This is a genomic window from Coleofasciculus chthonoplastes PCC 7420 (assembly GCF_000155555.1).
GTDB lineage: Bacteria > Cyanobacteriota > Cyanobacteriia > Cyanobacteriales > Coleofasciculaceae > Coleofasciculus > Coleofasciculus chthonoplastes_A.
In genome coordinates this window covers 234804-261148 of sequence record NZ_DS989841.1, presented here as the reverse complement: position 1 = coordinate 261148, position 26345 = coordinate 234804, and the positions used below count along the sequence as shown (strand labels likewise).

At 44.9% G+C, this 26345-nt stretch carries 22 protein-coding genes and 1 pseudogene; 13 read left to right on the top strand and 10 right to left on the bottom strand.

The window, feature by feature from the left end; all coding sequences use genetic code 11:
- Positions 1–107: 107 nt before the first annotated feature.
- A complete protein-coding gene (locus MC7420_RS34730) occupies positions 108–3362 on the bottom strand; it encodes a protein kinase domain-containing protein (protein WP_006097846.1) in 3255 nt (1084 codons plus the stop codon).
- Positions 3363–3515: 153 nt separating this feature from the next.
- Here MC7420_RS34730 and MC7420_RS01100 point away from each other — a divergent pair, with 153 nt between their 5' ends.
- Positions 3516–4292 (top strand): PEP-CTERM sorting domain-containing protein, encoded by a 777-nt coding sequence (locus MC7420_RS01100; RefSeq protein WP_044204208.1) that lies wholly within the window; start codon positions 3516–3518, stop codon positions 4290–4292.
- Positions 4293–4308: 16 nt separating this feature from the next.
- Complete coding sequence (locus MC7420_RS01095) at positions 4309–4953, top strand: class I SAM-dependent methyltransferase (RefSeq protein WP_044204206.1); 645 nt, start codon at positions 4309–4311, stop codon at positions 4951–4953.
- 345 nt (positions 4954–5298) lie between these two features.
- Here MC7420_RS01095 and MC7420_RS01090 read toward each other — a convergent pair whose 3' ends face one another.
- Positions 5299–5643 carry a hypothetical protein gene (locus MC7420_RS01090; RefSeq protein ID WP_006098037.1) on the bottom strand — a complete coding sequence of 115 codons (345 nt, stop codon included), beginning with the start codon at positions 5641–5643 and terminating at the stop codon, positions 5299–5301.
- A 744-nt stretch (positions 5644–6387) separates the two neighbouring features.
- Between MC7420_RS01090 and MC7420_RS01085 the strand changes: the two genes are divergently transcribed.
- Both MC7420_RS01085 and MC7420_RS01080 read left to right on the top strand, forming a co-directional pair.
- Positions 6388–7044, top strand: coding sequence for an HAD-IB family phosphatase (locus tag MC7420_RS01085; RefSeq protein WP_006097984.1), 657 nt, complete (start codon positions 6388–6390; stop codon positions 7042–7044).
- A 216-nt stretch (positions 7045–7260) separates the two neighbouring features.
- A complete protein-coding gene (locus MC7420_RS01080) occupies positions 7261–7449 on the top strand; it encodes a hypothetical protein (RefSeq protein ID WP_006098250.1) in 189 nt (62 codons plus the stop codon).
- A gap of 209 nt (positions 7450–7658) precedes the next feature.
- On the opposite strand, the gene MC7420_RS01075 is transcribed toward MC7420_RS01080, so the two are convergent.
- Positions 7659–9050 (bottom strand): glutaredoxin, encoded by a 1392-nt coding sequence (locus MC7420_RS01075; RefSeq protein WP_044204203.1) that lies wholly within the window; start codon positions 9048–9050, stop codon positions 7659–7661.
- 346 nt (positions 9051–9396) lie between these two features.
- Between MC7420_RS01075 and MC7420_RS01070 the strand changes: the two genes are divergently transcribed.
- Entirely contained in the window at positions 9397–9588 is a 192-nt protein-coding gene (locus tag MC7420_RS01070) for a hypothetical protein (RefSeq protein WP_006098246.1), read from the top strand.
- Positions 9589–9970: 382 nt separating this feature from the next.
- Here MC7420_RS01070 and MC7420_RS01065 read toward each other — a convergent pair whose 3' ends face one another.
- Positions 9971–10759 (bottom strand): SDR family NAD(P)-dependent oxidoreductase, encoded by a 789-nt coding sequence (locus MC7420_RS01065; protein WP_006098048.1) that lies wholly within the window; start codon positions 10757–10759, stop codon positions 9971–9973.
- A gap of 198 nt (positions 10760–10957) precedes the next feature.
- On the opposite strand from MC7420_RS01065, the gene MC7420_RS01060 reads away from it, so the two are divergent.
- The 5 genes from MC7420_RS01060 to MC7420_RS01045 all read left to right on the top strand — a co-directional run bounded on the left by MC7420_RS01060 (position 10958) and on the right by MC7420_RS01045 (position 18482).
- The gene (locus MC7420_RS01060; RefSeq protein WP_044204200.1) at positions 10958–13045 is read left to right on the top strand and encodes an acylase; all 2088 of its coding nucleotides are present in this window, start codon (positions 10958–10960) and stop codon (positions 13043–13045) included.
- A 248-nt stretch (positions 13046–13293) separates the two neighbouring features.
- On the top strand, positions 13294–13461 hold the full coding sequence (locus MC7420_RS42205) for a hypothetical protein (RefSeq protein WP_232231605.1): 168 nt from the start codon (positions 13294–13296) through the stop codon (positions 13459–13461).
- A complete protein-coding gene (locus MC7420_RS01055; RefSeq protein WP_449240166.1) occupies positions 13427–15004 on the top strand; it encodes an iron uptake porin in 1578 nt (525 codons plus the stop codon). The genes MC7420_RS42205 and MC7420_RS01055 overlap by 35 nt, the downstream gene beginning before the upstream one ends.
- A gap of 349 nt (positions 15005–15353) precedes the next feature.
- Positions 15354–16700, top strand: a complete 1347-nt coding sequence (locus tag MC7420_RS01050) for a pentapeptide repeat-containing protein (protein ID WP_006098157.1) — start codon at positions 15354–15356, stop codon at positions 16698–16700.
- A gap of 126 nt (positions 16701–16826) precedes the next feature.
- Positions 16827–18482, top strand: coding sequence for a dipeptide ABC transporter ATP-binding protein (locus MC7420_RS01045; protein ID WP_044204197.1), 1656 nt, complete (start codon positions 16827–16829; stop codon positions 18480–18482).
- A gap of 324 nt (positions 18483–18806) precedes the next feature.
- Here the strand turns inward: MC7420_RS01045 and surE are convergent, their stop codons facing one another.
- From surE to MC7420_RS01035, 3 genes are all read right to left on the bottom strand, one after another.
- Entirely contained in the window at positions 18807–19484 is a 678-nt protein-coding gene (gene surE, locus MC7420_RS01040) for a 5'/3'-nucleotidase SurE (protein WP_006098278.1), read from the bottom strand.
- The gene (locus MC7420_RS43165) at positions 19481–19615 is read right to left on the bottom strand and encodes a hypothetical protein (RefSeq protein WP_006098044.1); all 135 of its coding nucleotides are present in this window, start codon (positions 19613–19615) and stop codon (positions 19481–19483) included. Before MC7420_RS43165 ends, surE begins: the two co-directional genes overlap by 4 nt.
- A 216-nt stretch (positions 19616–19831) precedes the next feature.
- Entirely contained in the window at positions 19832–20182 is a 351-nt protein-coding gene (locus MC7420_RS01035; RefSeq protein WP_006098227.1) for a hypothetical protein, read from the bottom strand.
- A 158-nt stretch (positions 20183–20340) separates the two neighbouring features.
- Here MC7420_RS01035 and MC7420_RS01030 point away from each other — a divergent pair, with 158 nt between their 5' ends.
- Positions 20341–20964, top strand: coding sequence for an alpha-ketoglutarate-dependent dioxygenase AlkB (locus MC7420_RS01030; protein WP_006097841.1), 624 nt, complete (start codon positions 20341–20343; stop codon positions 20962–20964).
- 27 nt (positions 20965–20991) lie between these two features.
- Here the strand turns inward: MC7420_RS01030 and MC7420_RS01025 are convergent, their stop codons facing one another.
- Positions 20992–21288, bottom strand: a complete 297-nt coding sequence (locus MC7420_RS01025; RefSeq protein WP_006098075.1) for a hypothetical protein — start codon at positions 21286–21288, stop codon at positions 20992–20994.
- Between the two features lie 334 nt (positions 21289–21622).
- Here MC7420_RS01025 and MC7420_RS01020 point away from each other — a divergent pair, with 334 nt between their 5' ends.
- Positions 21623–21841, top strand: a complete 219-nt coding sequence (locus MC7420_RS01020) for a hypothetical protein (RefSeq protein WP_006097839.1) — start codon at positions 21623–21625, stop codon at positions 21839–21841.
- A gap of 33 nt (positions 21842–21874) precedes the next feature.
- Here MC7420_RS01020 and MC7420_RS01015 read toward each other — a convergent pair whose 3' ends face one another.
- Positions 21875–23311, bottom strand: coding sequence for a YcjF family protein (locus tag MC7420_RS01015; RefSeq protein WP_006097960.1), 1437 nt, complete (start codon positions 23309–23311; stop codon positions 21875–21877).
- Positions 23312–23588: 277 nt separating this feature from the next.
- Here MC7420_RS01015 and MC7420_RS01010 point away from each other — a divergent pair, with 277 nt between their 5' ends.
- Complete coding sequence (locus MC7420_RS01010; RefSeq protein WP_052307401.1) at positions 23589–24356, top strand: tetratricopeptide repeat protein; 768 nt, start codon at positions 23589–23591, stop codon at positions 24354–24356.
- A 66-nt stretch (positions 24357–24422) separates the two neighbouring features.
- Here the strand turns inward: MC7420_RS01010 and MC7420_RS01005 are convergent.
- Positions 24423–26164, bottom strand: a pseudogene (locus MC7420_RS01005) (IS1634 family transposase).
- Between the last annotated feature and the right edge of the window lie 181 nt (positions 26165–26345).

The window sequence follows — 26345 nt, the reverse complement described above, 5'->3', positions numbered from 1 at the left end:
ATCTATGCATTACTCACATCTTTCTTAACAATTCAGAAGGCTGGACATGGCTGATGGGAGAGGGGTTGGGGGTGAGGTCTGATTACTCAATTCGCTGTTACCTTCCATTACATTTTTCGCTCTATCTGAGCAAAATGTTCCAACAACAATCGGTGAATAAAAATATACCCTCCTCCCACCTTCTGTAAAAAAATCTGCTGCGTCGCATAATCCAGAAATCGCGCATAATTCCAGGGAATACAACCACTGAAATAAAGCACTAACCGTAACGTAAAATGCTGAATGCAAGCAATCCCCGCAGGTGAAAATAACCCAAACAGCAATCCAATCACAGCACCAAATAAAATCGGTAGTCCCACGATTTGCGCCAAACCTACCATAGCAACTACCCCAATTAAAGCAAAAATTAAGGTATTTTGTGCCGATTGCCATATCCCTTGGTTGGGAACTGTACTTGTCTCAATTCCGCCCCCCGTTAATCCACGCAATAAGACGAAAATTAATCCCGTTCCTATACCACTTAATCCATAAGTTATCCCCTCAATTATCGCCCCCTGACTCGGCGTAATCAGCCAGAAAATGAGTCCACTGCTGAAACCAAATATTAATCCTACGGTTAACCCAATTCGCAACCCCGGTACTATATTTCGTTTTGCTTTTACCCATGACCATTTCAACGTTTCCACGGGTTCAATCTGATTCATAACTAACGCGACAATTAACCCCGCCATCAACCCGCCGCCGAGTCCCATAATTAATCCTGCTAATAGAGTAATTTCCCGCCAAAACATAAGCTCGACATTCAGCCCCCCACCTAACCCCATAATTAATCCACCGATTAAACCGACTCCTAGAGAATAAAGCCATTTTTGCGCTTTAGTGTTTAACCAACTCGGCTGTAATCGCTCAATTAAAAATACGGTTTCTGAGTTTTGGTACATTCGTTTTGCCAGCCAAATTAACCAGTTAATTACCTGCTCTTGGTTATACTTGACTTGACCCCGCCTGCGCTTAAACATCCGCTGAATGTACCGATCAAATAAATGCTTGCGCCAGTCGTCTAAACCACTCCTTTGCGGTAACTCATCCAGGGATATTCCCTGATACGCCAGGGTGATAATACTTAACATCAACGGGGATTGGGCTAAGTCTTGTAAGGTGCTATCTGATCGCAACACTTGGCGCACTACTGTAAGTTGCGTCCCAGCACTGTTTAGATAGCGATCAATTTGGACTAAGGTAAGCGGTTGCAGACAAATGGCGGCTTGTAAATTCAAACGCTGCTGTAGGGCTTGATAATCCCGAATTCGACTACAAACCACGAGTTCAGTTGTGCCATGTTCGCTAGTAAATTGATTGATGGCGGTAACACAAGCCTCTCTTAATGTAATACTTACTTCGTCCAACCCATCTAATAAAAGTAACAGTTCTCCGGAATCAATCCAGGTTTGACCAATATCTTTCGATACTTGATATTTGGTATGCAGTTCGTTAACTAACCAGTCAGCAATGGTTTGCTTACCCCCCGTCCAAGAGGATAAATTAAAGACCACAGGAATCGGATGATTACTATCAACGTCTGCTTGATCCAATAGATCGCGAGTTAATTCTAAAAGCGTCGTGGTTTTGCCACTTCCCGGTTCCCCTAAAATTAAGAGCGATCGCCCCTCGCCCATCGCTAGAAACTTCTCACTGACTTTAATTCCCGGTAATAGGGTTTGCTGGAACTCCCCGGAACCCTCCCAAACCAATTCCCAAGGGCGTTCGACTAAATCGAGACGTTCTTCTAAGCCTAGTTCAATTAAGACGCGACCATGTAACGAGGTTTCTAATACGCCTTTGATCCAATAGTTTCTCACTTTATTGAGTAATATATGGCGAAACTGTACATCCTGGCGTGTCTGTTTCGGTTGGGGTTTAGACGGAGAACTTTGGGGTGAATAGGTTCTATTTTCTGAGGATACAGGTTGAATTAAATAACTGGGTACGGGGTCAGTAATATTTTTTAACGACAGATCGCCTAAAAATGTGGTGGGTAACTGTAAATGATTTTTGACCAAATCATAAACAATCTGAGAAATGCAAATTCCTCCCGGTTGTGCCTTCCCTTCTAAACGGGCGGCAATATTCACCCCATTACCCATGACATCGCCTTCACTGACAAAGACATCACCTAAGTGAATACCAATCCGATGTAAAATAATGTCATTCTCTGATAACCTTTGGGCAGCTTGAGCCAGGGATTTCTGAATTTCAATCGCACAATCCACCGCCAGAACCGCACTGGGAAAATACATCAACAAGCCATCCCCAGTAGACTTAATCGTCTGTCCAGAAAACTGCTGACATAATTGCCGCATTAACTCTAAATCCCGGTGAATTAAGTCCAGAGTGTGTTCTTCATCCGCCGACATTCTGGCACTAAAACCCACACCATCGGTAAACGCGATCGCGGCTAGGGTGCGCTGAGTCTGAAGCTGAGACGGTAAGCTGTTTACAGTTCTCTTGGGACGAGGTAAAGTCTGGCTAGGTAAGGGGATTGTCGCACTAGATGGTAAGGCGGCGATCGCGTCTAATACTTCTCTCACATTGTCATAGCGATCGCGGATATCCTGACACACCATTTTCGCTAAAATGTCATGAAAACGTGAGGCTTCTGCCACCTGATCTCGCCACAGTATCTCACCCGTTTTCGGATCGGTGGGCAAGTGATGCGGTAATACGCCAGTTAAGGCTTGAATCCCCAACATTCCCACCGCATGAATATCGCTACTAAAACGCGGTTTTCCCGCACATTGTTCGGGAGGCATATAACCGGGTGTACCAATAGCAATCGTCACTTCTGTTGGGGAACTTGTCGCCGTACTTACCCGTTTAACTGTGCCAAAGTCAATTAAAATAATCTTGCCATCCGCTGCCCGTCGAATTAAATTAGAGGGTTTAATATCCCGATGAATAACCTGATGTTGATGAACAATGTTTAAGATTTCTAAGATATCCCAGACTAACCGGATCGCCTGCATCTCATCCAATCGGCGTCCAGCCGCTAACTCGTGACGTAAATCATCCCCTTCAATATGTTCTTGAACTAAATAAAATTGCTGATTATCTTCAAAATGGGCTAAAAGCTGAGGAATTTGGTCATGATTGCCCAATTGATACAAAACCCGCGCCTCGGTATCAAATAGGCGGCGAGACGCCTCTAATACAGAGGGATTTGCCACCTGCGGCTTCAGTTGCTTAACCACACAATAAGGATGTCCAGGTAAATCGCGATCGCGTGCCAGGTAGGTTTCGCCAAAACCCCCACGCCCCAAAGGTTGGATAATTTCATAGCGCCCCCGTAGTCGTGTCCCAATCATAAGATTTGTGTAGACTCTCAGCAGGTTTTATTGACCGCACAAGTGATATAATTCTGCCATAGCCCCTCGAAAAAGCACGTTCCGTCTCAATCGTAACGCCAACAAAATTTTCTTAACATTCCGCTGCCATTTCCACGCATCATATTAAGAAAAATGAACATTCAATCCCTAGGTTTTTCCGTCAACGGCTTCACGGCTGCCGGAGTCGTATTGACGACAATCCTTACCACCCTACCTACACCAGTTCAAGCCATCACCTTAGTCACTCAACGCACAGCCTTAAACGGGAATGACTCTGTTGAATGGTCAAGTTTAGGCAAAGTCTTTCCTGCGGCTGTCTTACCAAGTTCCTTTGACGCCACCTCGGAGGTGGGCTTAGGGCTAAAGGTGCAAATCCCACCGCCTACACCTGGCATTACGCCGCCATTAGTCTTTCAAACCTTGCCCCCACCCCATGGCATCCCCACCAATTTTGCTCCCGGCGATTTTATCTTGTTTACAGGCTTAAACCCAGCTATTTTTCCTTCTCCTGGTAATCCGGGTTCATTAACTATTACCTTTGATACCCCTGTCAAAGGTGCTGGAACTCAGATTGCTGTAGATGATACGTTTTCCTTCACCGCATTTGTCACTGCCTTTGATGCCAACGATACCTTACTCGGCAGTTTCTCAGTACCTGGAACATCCTCAATAGAGTTAGATAATTCAGCCGCGTTTCTTGGTATACTCAGCGACAAACCGAATATCAAGCGCGTCGTTTATAGCACGTCTGAGTCAGATCGCGCCTTTGCAATCAACACACTCAGCCTGAATACAGTCCCTGTTCCTGAACCCAGTAGTCTCGCTGCGCTGGCACTTTTGGGCTTGGGTGCATTAACCCGCGCTTGTTGGGTTTCGTTCCTCAACCCAACCTACAAAGATGACAAATGACATAAACGCAGGACAAATGACAAATCTCTGGACATCGGCTGACCATGCGCTATCTTATTTAGAGCGATCGGATAATCTCCCCCATCGCACTGAAGGTGAAGCTGTTGTCTTAGAAGAGGTTCCTAAAACCGTCAAACGTATCCTCGATTTAGGTACTGGAGATGGACGCCTTTTGGCACTGCTGAAAATTGACCGCCCCTATGTCGAGAGTATCGCGATCGATTTTTCGCCCACAATGCTTGATGCTGCCAAACAGCGCTTTGCTGGGGATGAGACGGTAAAAATCATCGCCCATGATTTAGATCATCCCTTGCCCGAGTTAGGTATATTTGACGCGATCGTTTCTAGCTTTGCCATTCATCACCTAACTCATGAACGCAAGTATTCCCTTTATGCTGAACTCTTTAACGTGCTAGAACCCGGTGGTATTTTTTGTAACTTAGAACACGTCGCCTCTCCCACACCAGCACTCCATGAACATTTCCGCGCTTGCATGGGGATTGCTGACAAACCAGATGATCCCTCGAATAAATTATTGGATGTAGAAACTCAACTGAAATGGCTACGAGAAATTGGTTATACTGATGTCGATTGTTATTGGAAATGGCTGGAACTGGCGCTTCTGATTGGTAGAAAACCGAATACAACAGAAAAGCAATAGCAAATCATTGAAGTAGAGACGCGCCATGGCGCGTCTCTACAATGGTGCCGAACATCCTAATCGATGTGTCTATTGCTATACCAATAAGCTGTCATGCATTTAAATTGGGTATTAGTAGCGAGCAAGATGCAAAGCCTGCGGCATGGCTTCGCTAAACGCACTACAAGGATTGCGCCATTATTGATATTAAGATTTAAATGCCGAACAGCTTACCGTTCAGGAGACAACCCCTACCTTAACCAAACCCGCCCTTGCTGAAGGTTAAATATCAAGTCAACTCCTCTATCTTCCTCATCTTCTACATCTCTCCTCTCTCCCTCATCAACTGTGAAACGTTAGAAGCATTTACTGATTCCACACTTCATCAATCGGTGGTGGTTCAGGGGGTAGAGGGCGTGATGAAAGGGGCTTTTCGTTCGTCTCCGAGGACTGATTTAAAGCGTGCATCGGATTGTTACCCCGGATAGTCCCCACCCAATTATTTTGATTTTGGGGTGTCACTGTGGATAAAGCATTGCCTCGATCCAGCAAATAACTCAGATGATGTAGCCCTTCACACAACCGATGTAAATGGGCGCAACGATACTCCGCCGCTTGCCAATCTCCAGCTTCTAAGGCTTCAGCGTATCCGCGCTGTAAAGCTCTAATGAGTCTGAGTTGGGTTTCAATGATGGGATAGTTTAGAGTCATTCCTTTGGCTTATGTTCACAATTGTACTTGGTACATACCCCCTGATGCGCTAATCGCTTTGGACTAGATTTCTATACTGATCGCGGTTCTTACTCGTTACGATGAAATACACCAATTTATCCCCCATCCCTTATCTCTCATGCTTTTCCTGTGAGCGGAGTGTACCTCATCGAATCGCGAACCGCTATATCCTGACTCAATCATAACCTAATAACTATTGGTCATATCAATGATTTGATTCAATTTATCTTATGGATAAAACATCATCATTTGATAGATTTCACCTGTTGCAGGAAAAACGAAGATTTCTGTCAATGAGTTATTGTACTTATGGGATAATTGAGCTGTTGTCATCCTCACGACGCATCCAGCCAGCTACGCTCTGGATTTCTTATACCTGAAGATAAATCTATTAAGTTATCGCTAAGTTTAATAACTCCAAGATATAAATCAATTAGAGAATAATAATGCCATCGAAAATACTCTAACTTGACCTGGATACGAGGTTGAGGACTATCACAAACGAGGAACATCGACTTCTGAGGGCTTGTGTTTAACTTCGATCTATTCCATCGTTCAGAAGTTTATAGGTTGTAGCCGGATGATTTTTATCGATTCATCTAAAAATTAAAAACTATCTGATCTATTCTTTGCTGAGAGAGATTTAAGGCGGCATAATAAAGCAAATGGGATGGCTAAGACTATACCATCTTTATCAATGTTAAACCTAACCTCTGATCTCGAATGCAGCGAGTTGTCTTTTGTGACTTCGACGGTACGATTACGGCAGTAGAAACCTTTGCCGGGATGTTAAAGGATTTTGCGCCTGAGGTATCTGCCCAAGTGATGCCCGAACTTTACGCTAAACGGCTAACCCTACGGGAAGGTGTGCGCCGCGTCCTAGAATCAATTCCGTCCTCTCGATATCCAGATATCCTCACCTATACCCAATCTAAACCGATTCGCCCCGGTTTAGTGGAATTACTCGATTTTCTGGACGATCGCGGCGTACCGTTTGTGGTGGTTTCCGGGGGATTGCGCGGTATGGTGGAGACGGTGTTGGGTCGCCAAAAGCGGGGAGGAACGTCGCTGCTAGAACGAGTGGCGGCGGTTTATGCTGTAGATCTGGATACCAGTGGTGACTATCTCCAGCCCTTGTCCGAGTTTGAGGGGGATAGCGAATTAGTTGCCAAAGTTCAAGTGATGGCACAACACCCAGCAGACGAACAGATTGCGATCGGCGATTCGGTAACGGATTTTAACATGGCATTGCACGCCTCTGTCGTCTTCGCCCGCGATCGCCTCAGCCAATATCTCGATGAACGTCAAAAGCCTTACTTACCCTGGAATGACTTTTTTGAGGTGCGTCAACACCTATCCCAGCTTTGGGGAGATAGCTAAGGGGAAGCAGAGGGAGCAGGGGAAGCAGAGGGAGCAGAGGGAGCAGGGGAAGCTTCTTAGAGAAGTCGGGGATCTTTCGGAGATATACTGTAAAGTTTTGTAAAATAAATTTTGCCAAAACTTTATTGAAAAGCCTGTTCAGCTTCATAGAATTGAAAAAATAACATTCATATAATGAAATAGTTTATTGAAAAACGTCCAACTAGGAGTTGCACCATGGTCTATCAACAAAACGATCGCGTAAAAATCATCAAAGGCTCTCTCAAAGGTCATACAGGAAAAATTGCCTCTTGTAGCCATGAAGGTAGCTATTTTATTGCCAGAGACTTGACGCATCAAACAAACGATATGTCCAACCTATACGGTCCCCTGCTGGGCGATGAAATTTCACCTTTATCCTATTAAATTGAATTCACTCATACAATGCGAAAACAGGGGGAGAAGAAAAAATTCCCCCTTTAAGCTGTTGTGCATTTAAATTGGGCATTAGTAGCAAGCAAGATGCTGCCCTACAAGGATTTCAATAGTATTGACATTAAGGTTTAAATGCCGAACAGCTTAACCTGTCAACTCCCCACCCCTACCATTACTGAAAATCAGAGAAATCAGTGTGATTAGCCCAGGGTTAGTAACTGGGGTTTAAAGATCATCGCCAGACCAAAGAATAGCATAAAGAGTCCGCCAACCAGTTTCAGTACTCTCCCTTGGTTTTCAGTGAGTCGAGTGGACTTAAACGAATAGATAAAGTTGCCTAAAATAGCCAACAGCGGCATAATGTAAATCGCGGCATACAACGCTGTCCACGAGATATGACACAAGCCAATTGTATCTGAGCAGTACTGTAACAGCGCCGTCATGTAAACAGCAGGCAGAATCGCTGTACAACCCAGTTCGACAATATTGACAAAGACGGCTAATAGAACCGTCCCCGCTAATGCAGCGAGAAACATCTTGCGATCGCCTTTAGCATTTCTCAGGTTTCTGACGATCTTTCCCGCTCGTTTATTGATCGTTGACTGTTGTTTTTCTGAGAGGGATAGGGAGATAGATTTTTTGAACCAAAAATAATCCTTGATATTGATCAAACCTGCCCCGGTAATCAGAATTCCCAGAATTTGCATAAATCGAACGCCATAGTTTTCTAGGAAGACTGAACCCGCCAAGACCATCAGCATGATAAAGATAAAATACATCACCGCTGATGTGATAATAAAGGTTGTCCCCACCAAGGTCATATCCTTGCGACTGCGGGTATAGGTGAGTAACGACAGCAGAATGACTAAAACGGTGAACGCACAGGGGTTAAAGCCATCGGCAAGGGCAATGGTAGAGACAAATAGGGGGAAGGGAAGCCCTTGGGCAAAGGTTTTAATTACAGCATCAGGGGTGAGAGCAAGAAATACAAATAGACTGATGATCGTTGTTGCCAGCAACCCGCCAATCCAATAGCGTTTACCTTGTCGTTTCTCAAGCTGGTCTTTCAAAAACGGATAACTACATAGATACCAGAACGGGATTAAAAAGACCTGCCACGGGGGGCTGGTTTGTTGCTGAGTCGTTTGATCAGTTTTGGGTAAATTGATTGGAGATCCGACGGCTGTTTCTATCGCTGCAATAATTTGGTTTTTGTAGCCGATATACCCTTGATGAACTGGAATGTATTCCAAAGGTCCTTCTGCTTCACTATAGCCAATGAACATTTTGTCCTCAACCACAGTCCTGGGAACCGCACCGGACGAGATTCCCCGGGCTTTTTGGAATTCCTGCCATTCCTTGGGATTGTCGTTAACCTCAAGCGACGTAACCTCAACATTTTTATTGTGTTGATCGATATAAGTCATTAACGGCTTTTGCTCAAGGCAATGGGGGCAGGTTTTGCTGTGGAAGAAATAGACATCGACGACATCATCCCTAGCCTGAGCAACGGATTGAAAGGAGGTCACGAATACCAGACCAACCATGATGATAAAGGACAGGATCAGTCTGCGGTAAGATTTAACCATCATTTTTTAGCGTCCTTTTTACATGAGGAGAAATTTAGGAGACGATACTTCTACTTTAAATCCATAACCCTGAGAGGATCTGCTCTTAGAAAAAAGACGTAATAGTTCTATCTTGACAGGATGGGCATGATGTTTTATGGATCTCTGGCTTGTTCTGTTGGATGCCCATCGCTTATACCCCAGCAATACCAACGGTTTCCAGAGTTCTGTGTTATTGTAAGGCATTGTAAATCTGAAGGCTTTCTAAAATCTATCTAAAGATCGTTGCTGATGGTGTAAAAAAATTGCCAAGATACTGTATAAGTAAGAAAAGCTAATTTTTGAACAAACGTGAAACAGAGGGATCATAATGGTTTACAAGCAACATGAACTCGTGCAAATCACCAAAGGCTCTTTAAAGGGTCACACGGGAAAAATCGCGGCTTCCAGCCATGATGGAATCTACTTTATTCAAGGAAACTGGAATAGTCACGAAACGGGTGCTTCCAATCTGTACGGACCCTTGTTAGGAGACGAAATTACGCCAGTGGCGAACTATTAAGCCTCCTCTGCTCCTATAGCAGCAGAGGAGTGACGAATTGGTCATAATTCCTTGATTACCTCGATTAATCTAAACGTTTTTAGACCCCTCGATTTATACAGACAACTGAAAGGGTGCAGCCTAAACCTGGTTGCACCTTTGTCATGTAGAGACGTTGCATGCAACGTCTGGAACAATGGTGCCGAAAGTCCTAATCGATGTGTCTACTGCTATAAAATTAGCAATTTTAATCGTTTACCTCAATAAAACTTATGTATAGGTCATGAACCGAGGCATTCCCTGATCGAACGTGGCATTTGAAAGTATCTCTACTTCCCCAGCTCCCAGACGTAGAATGCTACGTCTGGAACATTGCTTCCCACGTTCCCTGTTCCCTTTTTCTTTATTTTTGAGGACGAAATTGCTGCTCGACAAGCTGTACCAGGGTTTTTCTGGGCAATAATCGGGGCAGATTAGCGATAAAATTATTCTGCCACCGCCCTGTTACTACCGTACAATCATCAGCATCTAGAGCCTGGAGAATTTCCTGCACCACTACCTCCGGGGAATCGGTTTGTTGCTGTTTTAAACTCTCAGGAGCATATTCTGCAAAATTAGCCGTGGTGAAAAAGTTCGTTTCCGTTGGTCCAGGACAAGCTGCCAGAATTTTAACACCCGTGTGCTGATTTTCTGCCCAAAGCGCCTCACTGAAACTAAGCACAAAGGCTTTAGTTGCTGAATAGATGGATAGATAAGGAAGCGGTTGAAACCCAGCAATTGAGCAGAGGTTAATAATACTTCCAGAACCTCGCTGTTGCATCTGCGGGAGAAAGTGATGAGTCAAGTCTACCAACGCCAGGATATTAAGCTGAATCATCTCTAGCTGTTTACGCCGAGACGTTTGACTAAAGGCACCGTAGTCGCCAAACCCAGCATTATTAATCAGTAAATCGATGGAAATATTTTTCTGATTGACTATTTCAAAGACGTTTGGGACGGCATCAGGTACGGTAAGATCTTGGGGAATAACCTCAACTTGAATCCCGTATGTGGCTTGTAAATCTTGGGCAAGTTGCTGTAGTTTGTCTTGGGAACGAGCCACAATCACTAAATCGGTTTGCCGTTTAGCGAGTTCCTGAGCAAATGTAGCCCCCAGTCCTGCCGACGCTCCAGTAATTAAAGCAGTGGACATTAATGTTCTATTCTTTTTAGAGATGTTTAGGTTACCATTCTTAACCTAATTTCTAGTTTAACGTATTGCCACTAAAATGGTGCAGCCAAGAAGGAACTCAGCCTCAAGGAATATTTTACAATTCATTGTGGTTGATTAAAAAAATAAAGTCTATAATTTATAGTCATACAAAAATATCGACGTTTATTTTAATTGCGAATGTCCCGATTGAACAAAAGATTTTCAGTTTTGATCGTAGTATTGCTGACGGTGATTTTTACTGTAGCCTGGGGAATTCACCGTCCAGTTACTGGAGACGATCAAACTGAGATTCTTTGGGATACCTGGGGCGTACCGCATATTTACGGCAATAATACCGAGAATCTATTCCAGGCGTTTGGTTGGGCGCAAGCGGCGAGTCATGGCAATCTTATTCTCAGGTTATATGGACAGGCACGGGGTAAAGCAGCCGAGTATTGGGGGCAAGATTATTTGGACTCCGATAAGTATGTCCGCACTATGGGTATTCCCGCCAGGGCAAGGGAATGGTACGAGGCGCAAGATCTGACGATGCGGCGTTATCTGGATAGCTTTGCGGCGGGGATTAATCGGTATGCGTCCGAACATGATGACCAAATTGACGATAAGGTCAAGGTGGTTTTGCCTGTGGATGGGGTGGATGTGTTGGCACATTTACAGCGGGTGACTCATTTTAATTTTGTGGTGAATCCCCAGCGTTTGGAATCGTTGAAATCGGGGGATTCCAAAGCGGGTTCTAATGGATGGGCGATCGCACCGTCTCATTCGGCGAGTGGGAATGCGATGCTACTGGCGAATCCGCATTTACCCTGGTCTGATTTTTACCTGTGGTACGAAGCCCAGTTAACCGCCCCAGGGATTGATGCGTATGGGGCGGCGTTGGTGGGAATGCCGATGTTATCCATCGCGTTTAATGATCAGTTGGGTTGGACCGCGACAGTAAACACTCATCGGGGTTGGACGGCTTATGAACTTACTTTGGCGGATGGGGGATATGAGTTTGATGGGCAAGTTCGCCCTTTTGAAACCGAAACCAAAACCCTAAAAGTAAAGCAGGACAATGGGACACTAGAGGAACAGGAATTTGTGATTCGGCGGTCGATTCATGGTTGTGTAGTTAGTTCACAGGAGGGGAATGCGATCGCGTTGCGGGTGGTGGGGTTAGACCAACCCCAATTAATGGCACAGTTGTGGGATATGATGCGATCGCGTAATCGCCAAGACTTTGAGACAGCCGTTGCCCGTTTGCAACTGCCCATGTTTACCATTCTCTATGCTGACCGAGATGGGCATATTTTGCATATATTTAATGGTCAAGTGCCAGTGCGTTCTCAGGGAGATTGGCAGTATTGGCAGGGTGTGGTTCCCGGCGATACCTCTGAAACCTTATGGACAAGGTATCATCCCTATCCAGATTTACCGCGCATCCTTGACCCAGAAACGGGTTGGTTACAAAATGCTAATGATCCACCCTGGACGACTACATTTCCCCAAGCGATTAATCCTGATGATTATCCGCCCTACATGGCACCCCAATCGATGAACTTTCGCGCCCAGCGATCGGCAAAAATGTTGATGGGGGAGAATTCAATTAGTTTTGAGGAGATGATTGCCCGAAAATTCTCCTCGCGTCTAGAATTGGCAGATCGGATACTCGATGACTTAATTGCTGCAACACGACAGTCAGGGGATGAGTTAGCCAATGAAGCCGCGAATGTGTTAGCCAACTGGGATCGACAGGCAAATGCAGACAGTCGCGGAACGGTTTTGTTTGCCACTTGGGTACAATTAATGCCGAATACGAATCAGTTTGCTACAGGTTGGAACCCTCAATCGCCTCTGACTACCCCTGATAGTTTGGCAGATCCGGTGGCGGCGGTGGAGGTTTTAGCAGAAGCCGCCGCTAGGGTTAAAGCAGGGTATGGGAGGTTAGATGTCCCTTGGGGTGAGAGGGCGCGATTAAAGTATGGGGATGTGGATTTACCGGGAAGTGGCGCGTCTGGGCAGTTGGGCAGTTTCCAGGTGATTGATTTTGCCCCGATGGATGAGACAACGTTTAAATCAGTGGCTGGGGATAGTTACATTGCCGCGATCGAGTTTTCTGATCCGATTAAGGCAAGGGTACTCACCGTTTATGGCAATGCCACACAACCGGGTTCTGGGCATATTGGTGATCAGTTACCCTTGTATGCACAGAAGGAATTGCGATCGGTTTGGCGGACTCGTCAGGATATTGAGGCAAATTTGGAATCGCGGACGGTGTTTTGAAAGGAAAAACTTCGATCATTTAGGGGTAATAGCTGGAATCGAAGATTAAAGGTTTATAAAGTCTTAGGAATAAGCCTTGATACGATAAAAACAAATGCACTTATTGAACTGATACAGTAGAGTTGAGGGGGTGAAATTATTATAGCAACCGCCATAGCGGTTAGGACACATCATTTATGTAGAGACGCGCCATGGCGCGTCTCTACTCGCGACAGTGAGTATGACGAATGACAAATGACGAATGACAAATGACAATCCCCACCGTTAACTTTAATTGTCCCCACCTACTTAAGTATTCAACCGGACATAAGGAGAAACCGAAAAATGGATCAAATTTTGCCGAAACTGCTGTGGATGAATACAGCGATCGCGTTTTGGGTCATGTGGGCTGGAACTGTTACGGCACAAGAGGTTGAGGTGCAAGGGTGTGGAGTTGCGGGGGAGTTTTGTGTTTTAGGGGAAACCTTAGAGAGTCCAGAACCAGTAGGGAATGAGTCGAGTGATCCGACTGAGAACCGTTTAGACCCAATTAATCAGTACGGAGATAATAATAGCTTAGGTCAAGTGACGAATGTTTCCCAGTTGCGGGATGTACAGCCCAGTGATTGGGCATATACTGCCTTGCGATCGCTCATTGAACGATATGGCATACTCACAGGGTATCGCGATCGTACATTCCGAGGCAATCGGTCAATGACTCGCTACGAATTTGCCGCCGGATTACGTCAGGCTTTAGATCAAATCCAATCCTTAATTGCCAGGGGGCGCGATGTTCCTCCCGCAGACTTAGCCACACTGGAACAGTTAACCAATGAATTTGTTTTAGAACTCTCCCTGCTACGGGGTGATGTAGATGCCTTAACCGCCCGAACTCGAGAACTGGAACTGACCCAATTTTCGACAACAACTCAACTGGATGGAGAAGTGATTATTGGCGCGGCGGGGATTGTTTCTAAGGATGATACTGTCACCACATTGGGACATCGTACCCGCTTAAATTTAGACACCAGTTTCACGGGTCAAGATTTACTGCGAACCCGACTACAAGCGGAAGGATTAGGGCGTCTGGAACGTCGCACAGGTACACCGGAAGGGGAACTATCTTTTACTGGGGCTAGTGATAGTGACTTGGAGATTGATGCTTTATTGTACCGTTTCCCGATCGGGAATCAGACGCAAGTCGTGATCGCGGCGAATGCTGGGGCGGCGGATGACTTTACGGATACGATTAACCCTTATCTGGATGGGGATGGCGCGAGTGGGGCGGTATCTCGCTTTGCTACTCGTGCGCCGATTTATTATTTAGTTAGTGGGGCGGGTGTCGGGGTAAGACACGCCGTAAATGATCACTTAGAAGTTAGCTTAGGCTATTTAGCTGGGAATGGCGGAAATCCGGAACCCGGTAACGGCTTATTTGATGGGGCTTATGGCGCATTAGCCCAAGTCAAATTTGAGATTCGCGATCGCGCCACGATTGGCTTGACTTATGTTAATGCGTATAACCAAGACTGGCAAGTCGGTAGTCAGGATACTAATTTAGTCAATCAATTAGACTTACCCGTCGTTACAAATTCCGTTAACCTCGCCGCTTCCATACAACTTAATCCCCGATTTGTAGTTGGAGGATGGGCGGGTTATACCACCGCTAATGTTATTGATGAAGGGGATGCTAATTTATGGTATTGGGCGCTAACATTAGCCTTACCGGATTTCGGCAAAACTGGCAATCTCGGCGGATTTATTATCGGGATGGAACCCAAAGTTACCGGGAGCGATGGCTTGAAGAATTTAGGCATTGATGATCCGAGTACCTCCCTACATCTAGAAGCATTCTACCAGTATAAGTTAACCGATAATATTACAATTACACCAGGGGTAATTTGGCTAACTGCACCGGATCATAATAGCGATAACGATGATACATTTATTGGCACAATACGAACCACATTGCAATTTTAAAGGGGCGGGATTGAAGGTATGTTGAAAATTGTATAAATCGTAGGGTGGGTTAGGCGGAATTTAATTCAGGCGATAATTATTTAATCAGCTATCCGCCGTAACCCACCGATATTCAGGTGGGGAATGGCAAGCTACGTCATACTCGCTTTCATCGAGAAGCAAGCTACGTTTATGTAAGGGGTTGAGCCAAAGCGCCATTGAATAAAGGGCGGGTTTTGTTGTTCAGTTATCGGTAACAAACCCAATTGAGTCCCTAAACCCGCCCCTACAATGGATTAATAAATTCTGAATTCGAGTTTTTTTACATGCTGGTTTAAAATAGTAAATACTTATCTATACTAACTATTCTATGCGTTTATCCACAATTAAACCCTTCCCTTTAGCCACCAGCTTTACAACTATCGCTCTAGTTATCCTGCTATGTCTCAGCAATTCCGTGCAAGCCGCCAAAGATCAAGATGTAGAAAAGCTCTTAGATGAAGGAGAATGTCCGACTTGTAATCTGCGGGGAGTGCGTTTGAGGAAGCGGAATCTCAGGGGGTTTAATATTGAAGGCGCTAACTTAGTTGAAGCCGATTTAAGAGAAGCTGACTTACGGGAAGCCCGACTTGCTGGGGCAAATTTAGAGGATGCAGATCTCCAGAATGCTAGACTCGCTAACGCTAATTTATTTCGATCTAAACTCGTTAAAGTTAATCTACAAGAGGCGGATTTAGAAGACGCTAATCTCCAGAATGCCAACTTACAATTTGCAGATTTGCGGAAAGCAAACCTGATGAATGCTTCATTACAAAATGCTAATCTGACTCGTACCAATTTACAGGAAACCGATTTAAGACAGGCTAAATTAGCCAATGCATCTCTAGAAGGAGCCAATCTCGGTGACGCTAATTTAGAAGGAACCTCATTAAGAGGGGTAAACCTCAAAGGCGCTAACTTAGAAAATGCCAAGTTATTTCGCACCGATTTAAGGGGAACCCAATTTAATAGTCAAACGGTTCTGAATGACAAATGGTTATTTGTTTGGGAGTTGGTTAATCAAGGAATTTCCGGACAAGCATTAGCGGGGGCGGATTTGTCAGGTGCGAACTTAGAAGGGTTGAATCTGGAAAACGCAAATTTAGAAAATGCCAATTTAGCTGAAGCGTATTTATTTATTGTCAACTTACGAGGCGCTAATCTTCAAGGTACTCAGTTGACTAATACTGAATTGCGCTATGCTGACCTGAGTAATGCCGATTTAACCAATGCCAACTTAAGAAATGCCGAACTCGGAAATGTTAATTTAGCCGGAGCTAATCTAGAAAATGCTAACCTGAGAACTGCCAAAATTAATGAAGAGACTACCCTTGATCTCAAATGGCGTTTGGTTTGGGAAATTGTGAATCAAGGGGCTGAGGAACGTGAACTACGGGGTGCTAATTTATTTAATGCTAATTTAAACGGAGCCAATTTCCGCAATGTGAATCTGAGTGGTGCGAGTCTGTACAATTCTGACCTTCAAAACACGAACTTTGAGGAAGCAACCTTGTTTCAAGCCGATTTGAGTAATGCTAATTTAGCGGGGGCGAATTTGCAGAAGGCAAATCTACAAGAGGCTAATCTAGAGGGGGCTAATCTAGAGGGGGCTAATCTTAACCAAGCGAATCTCTGTAACGCAATTCTGCCCGATGGGACACAACAATCTTGTGAATAAGCGAAGCGCTTCGATACATAACCGATAAGACGGTGCGTTAATGGCAGCATCTGAAGGTGGGGAGGGCGGGTTTTGTTGTTCAATTATCGGTAGGTATCAAAATTAAACGGCTAAACCCACCCCTACATGCTTATGACTTTATTTTGCATCGAAAATTTACACATTGCCTATCCAACTAATCCGGGATATTGGGCGGTGGATGATGTCTCATTTACCCTGAATCCTGGAGAACGATTGGGATTAGTGGGAGAGTCGGGGTGTGGCAAATCCACTCTGGGACGCGCTGCGATGCGGTTATTACCAACAGCAACAAAAATTGAAGGACAAATTAAATTTAAAGGACAGTCTGTTTTTGAGTTGAACCCAACTCAACTGCGCCAGTTTCGCGGGGGAGTGGTGGCGCTGGTATTTCAAGATCCGATGACACGCCTTGATCCGTTGATGACAATTGGGGATCATTGTCTAGAAACCTTACAAGCGCATCAACCTCAGTTATCGCGTTCTGAGTGTAAGCAAAAGGCAATTGAAACCCTAGAAGCGGTGAAGATTCCGGCTAACCGTTGGTCCCAGTATCCCCATGAATTTAGTGGCGGAATGCGGCAACGAGTCGCGATCGCACTCGCCCTTTTACTCAATCCTAAGATGATTGTCGCGGATGAGCCAACCACGAGTCTAGATGTCACCGTCTCCGCCCAGATATTACAGGAATTGACGCGACTTTGCCAAGAACGGGAGATGGCGCTGTTGCTAATTTCCCACGACTTAGCCATGGTAGGGGAATATTGCGATCGCGTGGCGGTGATGTATGGGGGCAAACTGGTAGAAATGGGGGCAGTTGGGGACATTTTACACCACCCTCAGCATGAGTATACGCGATCGCTCCTGCAAGCGGCGCTGCTGATGCAAACGGTGAATGATGGGGAACAATGTAGAGACGTTGCATGCAACGTCTCTACATCGAAGAACAATCTACCAACACCCATTCTCCGAGTGCAACAGTTAAAGCAGTATTTCACCTTAGAACAAAATTTTATTGCCCAATTACTGTCCCGCGAACCTCAACTGATTAAAGCGGTAGATGAGGTTAGTTTTGACCTGTATCCGGGGCAAGTTTTGGGATTAGTGGGAGAATCAGGATGTGGAAAAAGTACACTATCGCGCACAATTTTGCAACTGATTCCGCCCACCTCTGGTATTGTGGAATTCCAAGGCATAAATTTAACCCAACTGAACCGGAAATCTCTACGGGATATGCGGCGACATATTCAAATGATTTTTCAAGATCCCTTGGCTTGTTTGAATCCCCTAATGAGAGTGGGTGATAGTATTGCTGATCCTCTATTTATCCACCACCTAGCGACAGCAACAGAAGCGAAACATCAGGTGATGGAAATGCTGGAACGGGTGGGATTAACACCTCCAGACGACTACTACCACCGCTATCCCAGAGACTTATCCGGAGGACAACAGCAACGAGTCGCGATCGCGCGGGCGTTGATTACTCGTCCCCGTTTGATTATCTGTGATGAACCGGTGAGTATGTTAGATGCAAGTGTGCAGACGCAGGTGCTGGAATTAATGCGATCGCTAAAACAGGACTTTGAGTTAACCTATTTATTTATTACCCATGATCTCTGGGTAGCCCGGTTTTTCTGTGACGCGATCGCGGTGATGAATCGGGGTCAGATTGTGGAAATGGCAGAAACGGAAGACTTGTTTACGAATCCCCAGCATCCGTATACCCAAACCCTGTTACAAGCCGCACCCTTATTGACAGTGTAGGGGCGGGTTTCACTACTATCCTTTCGGTTACACCCAGATATAACTAGGGCTTGCTGAATAAGTGGTGAGGTGAGGGGGAGCAGGGAAAGCTGGGGAAGCAATGTAGAGACGTGCCATGGCACGTCTGGGAGCAGGGGGAGCAAGGGTACATTTTCCCTGATAGTGGTGCAAGGGTATGAAAAGGTTTTACCTTATGTTCTTGAAGATGAGCCAATGTCCATGCTACTCAAAGCCTTGATAGATAAGGGTTTCCGGGTTGTGCAGTAAGCCCTAACTAAACCCGCCCCGATGCAGGTTGCTAGATTTCCCGTGAAAATTGGGAATTCAAAGTGACAGGAGAGTCACGGCGATACTACCGCCAAAACAAATATCAACATCTGTACTTGGGGCGCGATCGCGTTTGGCATATTCGCCTTTATAGTAATAGTGATCTCCCTCTACAACATAGTTAACGGGTAAGGGCTGAATACTCGGTTTACAGAATACGATATCAGGTTCTGGAGAACCGGGTTCTAGGTGAGGTAAATTCACATTCCAAAACATACCTGGATGAGTGGGACGTTGAAATAACTCTCCTAACACTCGTGTTGTCCAACGGCTAGCCACTTGCCAATCAATCACCAACGGGCGTTTAATCCAGTGGGAAATCGCAATCCCTGGAATTCCCAGAATTGCCGCTTCCCGCACCGCCGCTACTGTCCCGGAAATATGGATATCAACCCCTAGATTACCGCCTGCATTAATCCCAGAGAGTACCCATTGGGGATTTTGCACCAGTTGAGTCAGGGCGAGACGGGTACAATCGACAGGCGTTCCGGCTACGGCGTAGGCAAATTCTGAGCGCTGTTGGACATGGATGGGTTGATGCGTGGTAACTTGATGACTACAACCGGATAAATGGGTTTGAGGCGCAACGATAACGCTTTTACCCTTAACCGCTTGCTGGAGTGCTTGAATCCCTGGAGCATCTATTCCATCATCATTGGTGAGAATTAAAGTCATTTTATGGGCGCAACTGATAACACCAATGTTCTAGCATAGCGGTAAATTGTTAATTGTTGATTGCTGACAAAACTGTGGCGGGTAATATCCCTATCGTTGAGACAAAATAAATTAATAACCTGTAATGGCATGGCACAACTAAAATAGGGCTTTGTTTGTAGTAAGCACAAAGCGTGCTATAATGCCTAGCTGGAGAGGGCTAAGGTTCCCTCACTACGAACCAATTCCAATCCATCAATTAAGATGGGTCACGTCAGTAGGGTGGGTTAGGCGGGTATTTGCTTAACTGGACGTTGGACAAACAAAGTGCGATCGCGGTTGGGAATTTGGTGTTTTTTGCTCGGGTTTCAGGTTAATATTAAAATATGATATCGGGACATAAAACCCAATGTAGGGGCGGGTTTAGGGACAAAATTAATGGAGCCACCAATCACCTTTCTACAAAACCCGCCCTGCCCAAACCTTTCACTGCGATCTCGGTTGCGAATAAGGTGGGTTGGGTTGTCCAGTTTGGGATTAATCGATTGCCTTTCGGTGGGGGAATGGGCGGGTTTTGTTGTTCCGTTATTGGTGGATATCTGAATTGATTCCCTAAACCCGCCCCTACAATTCCCTAAACTTGCCCCTACAATTGTGCCGAAACCCGCCCCTACATCTAATTTTTCTGGACCAAATGCCTTGGCGAATAAATTACGCAAATTTATTTTTTGTCCAAAGTACAATCCTTAAGCCAATAACCTTTTAATCCGGTATCCGCCGTAACCCACCAATAAATATATTGAGATTCATTTTATATTTTTGATATGTTAAAATTCCATGATTTAATTATTTAATTATAGATTAAAACTTGCCAAAAATGATACCCTCGTCAAAATCGCTAAATTTCGATGTAGACCCTAAATCAGACTTTATTGTGCCAGAAATACCTGGACTAAACTTAATCCATGATTATATCAATACTCAGGAGCAAAATCAATTACTGGAGATTATCGACCAACAGGAATGGTCAACCCAATTAAAACGCAGAGTACAACATTATGGGTATCGCTATGAGTATCAAAAACGGACATTAACCTCTGCCAGCTACTTGGGAGAATTGCCAAATTGGGCAAACCAACTGGGGCAAAGACTGGTTCGCGATCGCGTCACCCCAACTCCCCCCGATCAACTAATTATCAATGAATACTTACCTGGTCAAGGAATTACCAATCATGTTGACTGTGTTCCCTGTTTTGGTAATACCATTATCTCTCTAAGTTTGGGGAGTTGTTGTGTGATGAACTTAACCCATCTACCCACGCAAACCCAGATTCCTGTTCTGCTATTACCGGGGAGTTTACTTATTTTACAAAGGGTTGCTCGCTATCAGTGGCAACATGGAATTCCTGCTCGCAAAAATGATAAGTATCAGGGAAGAGAATTCGGCAGAAGTCGAAGAGTTTCGCTTACATTTCGAGAAGTTGTGTTTCCGTATAAATAATTGTGACAATGCACCCCTTGAAAGGTTTTACCAAGCTTGAGTTGAGCGCGATCGCCGAACGTTTTTAGCGCTTGTCGCCTTCAGTTCGAGTTGGATAGTTGCCGTTTGTAATAATCCCAACTCCTCAGCAAGGCGTTCTAATAACTCCCGCCAACGTTTTGAGACAGCATCTTGACTTTTTAAGCCCAAATCAGCAATTAGTTCGACTTGAGTTTTACCTTGTAGTTTACCCTGCCATAGTTTCTGATACCCTCGATTAGGATAACGTTGATCGAGTGCTGAAATAGCGGCGATGGCTCGGTTGATTAAATCAGTACGCTCCACAGCCTATAGCATTTCATCTCTTTTTAATCACAATCTGTTGAGATGCCATGACACAGTTTTAACTTCTAAGGTAGCGGTACCAGGCACTCTATCCCGATAGCGCTGATGAAAGCTGTATCACTATATATAGCAACCGCCATGGCTGTTAGGACACATCATTTATGTAGAGACGCGCCATGGCGCGTCTCTACAATGGTGCCGAACGTCCTAATCGATGTGTCTATTGCTATAAGACTGAAACATACTCTTACAGGGTTCTCTATCCATAATCTCAGCCCTGACTATCATGTACAGCTATTAGTCATGGGTCGTTGACACAAGGGGTTTTACAGAAATGAATTATCAAGACAAGTTGAGTCCGTGGAAAATTGTCCGCTTGCAGTCCAATTTACAAAATGTCATTGTGGGTCGCTTCCGTCGTCGTGGCGATGCTGAAGGTCATTTGCATATTCTGAAGCGAATGATGCCTGACTTACAATTCGCGATTGTGTTTGATGTGGGTCACGCGGAGGAGTCTATTCCTTCCGTTTTTACGACTGAAGCAGAAAATTAATCGTGTAGAGACGCGCCATGGTGCGTCTCTACACTAGACTGACGCTGAATTTAAGCGCAAACGTTTTACCGCTTGCTGAACAAATCCCTGTAAAAATGCTGTCCGTTGATTTTGTTGGAAAACAGTTTGCAGTTTCTCTTTCAGGCGGTCAAGATTTAAGGGGTTATCGGCTGCTGTCGGTTCGCTAATCTCTTGGTCTTGGAAATATTCGATTAAACTCAACCCCGCTAATCGAGTAAGATAAGCTGCGCTAACGCCTTGCACTGCACCGCCAGCGATATAGGTAAACGCATTGCTTTTGAGAATACCACCGATAGTTTGGGTGGAGAGTTCAACCAGACCGAGTTTAACCATTAAGCTACCCAAGGTTTTGGCAGCAGATTGGGCTTGGGATAGGGAAAATTTTTGTTGATAAATTTCGGCTAATTCAATCACTAATTGGCTACTAATTGCAGCCGTGGCGAGTAAATCTAAAGCGGGAACCGGATTGGCAAAAGCAGTGGCGGCGGTAATCCACTGATATTGTTCAATCAGGGGTAAAGCGCGATCGCGTCTGGCTTGATTTAAGGCGGTTTTGGCTTCAGCTTTGAGACTAATCGCGGATCTGAGAGTGGTTCCCCAGATTAACTGTTGGGCGTCTTCAGTTAAGATGGGCTGCAATCGTTGCGTCAAAGCAGTGACATCAGGTGTTTGCGCCTCTAACCATTCTTGGATTGACCCATCAGATTGATGCTGGCGCACTTTTAGAGGAGTGGGAGACGCCGCGATCGCAATGATATCCTCTGGGGGGAAAAGTTGGGCGAGTCGGTGTCGCAGTTGTTGCAACACTAGCACTCGTTCTGGGGGTAAATACTGGTCTTGTTTATTAAAGATGAGCAGAAGTCGCTGATTCTGCGCTTTCAGATGCTGCAAAAGCTGAAACTCGGAATCGGTTAAATCACTGGTGATCACAAAGAGGATTAAATCCGAGTTCGGGATCATCTCCTGAGTGCGATCGCCTGGGAATAAGGCGGTAGTTTCTTGTACGCTAACCGTGGGGAATTGTTCGGATAACCCGTTCGTGTTTAAGACGTTCACTAAACAGGATTTACCGACGCCTTTACCGCCAGTGACAAGCAGTTGCAATTCTTGTCGATCCAATTGGCTGGTTAATTGGTAAACCTGCTGTCGTAATGATGTGCTATTTTCAGACTTCTCGACTTCTGTTTCTAGGCGGGAGATAGCGACTTCAGCTTGAGCGATCGCCCCCTCTACCGTAGCTCGATCTAGAGGCGAGGATATCACAGATAACTCCACCGAACTTGACCCTCGCTTCTGAAACAACCATACCCCACTACCGAGTGCGATCGCGCCGAGGAGTCCAACCTCTCCCCACTCCGCCACCGACTGATGCATAGTGTCTAGCAGCCATAATCCAAAGGATAAAGCAATACCGCCCACTAAAATAGGTCGCCGCAACTGAACCGCCATATCTTTTTTTCTAACCTTACTTTCACTACAATAACGTTTTCCGGGGATTTGCAGAAGCCTTACCGGGTCATTCTTGTCGTAGATAGGTTGTCGGTAAAGTCTCTATTGAGTTTTATTTTCTCTGCACAACAAATATAAGAAACATTCATCCCTCTCAACCCTAGACTCTATAGAAAAACCATTTTGACATAATTTATTTATTTAGGAAGAGTACAGCTTAAAGGCTTGGCAGCTAAAATTAAACTGGAACCTTGATCACGCCTGCCTGAGTCTACCTATGTTAATTAACGAAATGAGTTATGAGTGGGATTCCCTGCCTAAATCTCAACAACATTCACACCCAACTTTAACAATTTCCAGTCCCTTATCCTACCGTCAAACCGCTAAGGACAAGGCGAATTTAAAGGTAGAAAAAGCAGATGCTTTAGCCAAAAAAGGAGATTATGAAGGTGCGCTTCTTTATTACGATGAAGCAATAACACTTAAGACCGATTGCACCTCAGCTTGGTATCATCAGGGGGTAGCGTTACAGCATTTAGAACGTGAGGAAGAAGCTTTAGCGAGTTTCGACAAAGCGTTAAAGTTTAATCCTGATAATCCAAAAATATGGAACTATCGGGGGATTACACTACAAAAGTTAAAACGCTACGACCAAGCGATCGCGTCCTACGATAAAGCGTTAACCTTAAACCCAAATGATGTCAAAGTATGGTACAACCGGGCAATAGCGTTGCGGAAGTTCAAGCGGTATGAAAAAGCGATTGACTCCTACAATCACGCCTTAGCGATTAACCCCAACTATGGGAAAGCCTGGATTGATCGGGGGAACACATTACGGAAATTAAATCGCCATCAGGAGGCGATCGCATCATACAATCACGCCTTGGCAATTCAACCGGATGATGATAGAACCTGCTGTAATCGCGGTTTCCTGTTGTATCAGTTACATCGTTATCAAGAAGCGCTGACATCCTTCGATCAAGCGATCAAGGTGAATCCCAACTCTGATAAAGCTTGGCATAATCGGGCGATGGTTTTAAACTGAAGTTCCCCTTTGACAAATCGCTACACTGTATGCGTATCCAGACTTAGGGCGATTTCACTTTCGGCTTCACTGGGTACAAATCAGGCTGACGCCCAACAAATCTAAAGCCTTTCTTTGTACCGGAGTCGGTTCGGTTACCTTGTCAAAGTCGAAATTTACACCTGGAATATTAGACTGAATTCGATTGTTAACAATCGTGCCTAAATCAGCCAACAGGGTTTGAAAGCTATGCACGGGTAAGTTATCTGCTGTCCGCTTCTTTTGGGCTTTAGAAGAAGCCGAATCGCTCCGAACTGAGTGGGTGACTATTCCTTCACGTAATCTAAGAGCATTTTCCCAATCATCTTCATCGAAAAGAATCGGGGCTAAACATCGACGCATATGCCATTCTACATAGTACGCCAACATACATAAGAATACATGAGCTTTCACTCTATCGCTGTTACGATGATAGATGGGACGCACTTTTAAGTCAATGGTTTTATAGCTGCGGAAGGCTTGCTCTACTTTCGATAAACTCTTATAGGCTTTTACAGTATCTTCGGCATTCAGTGTTTCTTCGGGTACGGAACTTCTCACCACATATAAACCATCCAATGTCGCTTCTTCCTCGATACTTTCTCGGTTTCTTTGGTAAGAGAAGCTATCAGGAGTTATCTGGATATTGAAGTGTTTAGCCACACCATACTTGTTGATGACTTCACCGACTTTCAGTCCAATTTCAGCTTCACCCCTTAGGGGACATCTTTGCCGCGATGTGGCGCTGACTATTTTATCTAATTTCTGCTCAGTGGCTTGCAATAACTCTTCGCGATTTCTCTTTCTTTCTTCAGCTAAGAAGGGATTCCGACAGGCGACTAATCTCTCTCCCGGATAGTCTTCACAAGTAATTTCAGCTAGGTCTTTTTCATCAAATAGAGAGAGCTGAATGTACGACTGATTAACCAGTTTCCGGATTTGGCTTGAACGTAGCGCGGTTATCCAGTCTACTCGTGCTGTTCCTTCAAGTCTTCTCGGATTCTCGCTTGTGTTATCATTCCCCTGTCCCCCACCCAGATTATTTTCTTTAATCCAAACCGAGTGCGGACTTTTTCTATCTGTTGGGTTAATGTACTAGGGTCGGCTGTATTTCCTTCAAACACCTCTACAGAAATGGGACATCCTTGGGCATTACATAATAATCCAAATACTATTTGCAATTTTCCTTTTTTCTTGTCTCTATTATATCCGAATTGTGCCAAAGGACAAGTCTTTCCTTCAAAATATGTTGAACTGACATCATAGAGGACTAATGTTCCTTCTACCAGATGGATAGCTGCCAAACTCTTTTCTATCTCCTCTTGCCGAGACAAGAGCCAGTCCATGGCTAAATAGAGTTCGTCTTCATCCGTCCCAGACAATCCCAATCGTTCTCCTAGACTGGATAGTTTAGTTGCCTCTTGTAATCCTCTGGCTGTGGCTAATTTCGACTTAGGGGCAATAATCCGCGCCGCTATCATCGATAGCACTAATCGTCGGTTACGTGTGTTTTCACCGCTGATAATCGAGTCTAATCCGATTTTTTTTATTGTTCCTAGCACAGCGGCAACGTGACCGTGAGGGCGAGAACGGACTATGTTAAACGCTTCTTCGATGTCTTCAATGGCTTTGCCTCCTTTGAGAAGGATTTTTAAGCCGTCTACGGCTTCATCCGGCAATTTAGACAGGTTCGCTAGGGTACGTTTCCGCACTTTCTTGCCTTCGCGATAGGACTCACGAAGTAATACGGCGGGTGGGGAATTTCGGTTCGGAACACGTTCTATGTACATGACTACAATTATCTCACAGATTTTTCCCCAAGACTATTAAGAAAATCTTAAATATACATGGGTACGATTTGAGAAGAGTAATTGTCTGAAATGCTTATATAGTCCGGGTTTCGGCTTCTATCCTCAATCGGGATGGGGGGAACTTCAGGTTAAACTTGAACCCCAATGATGATGAACTGTG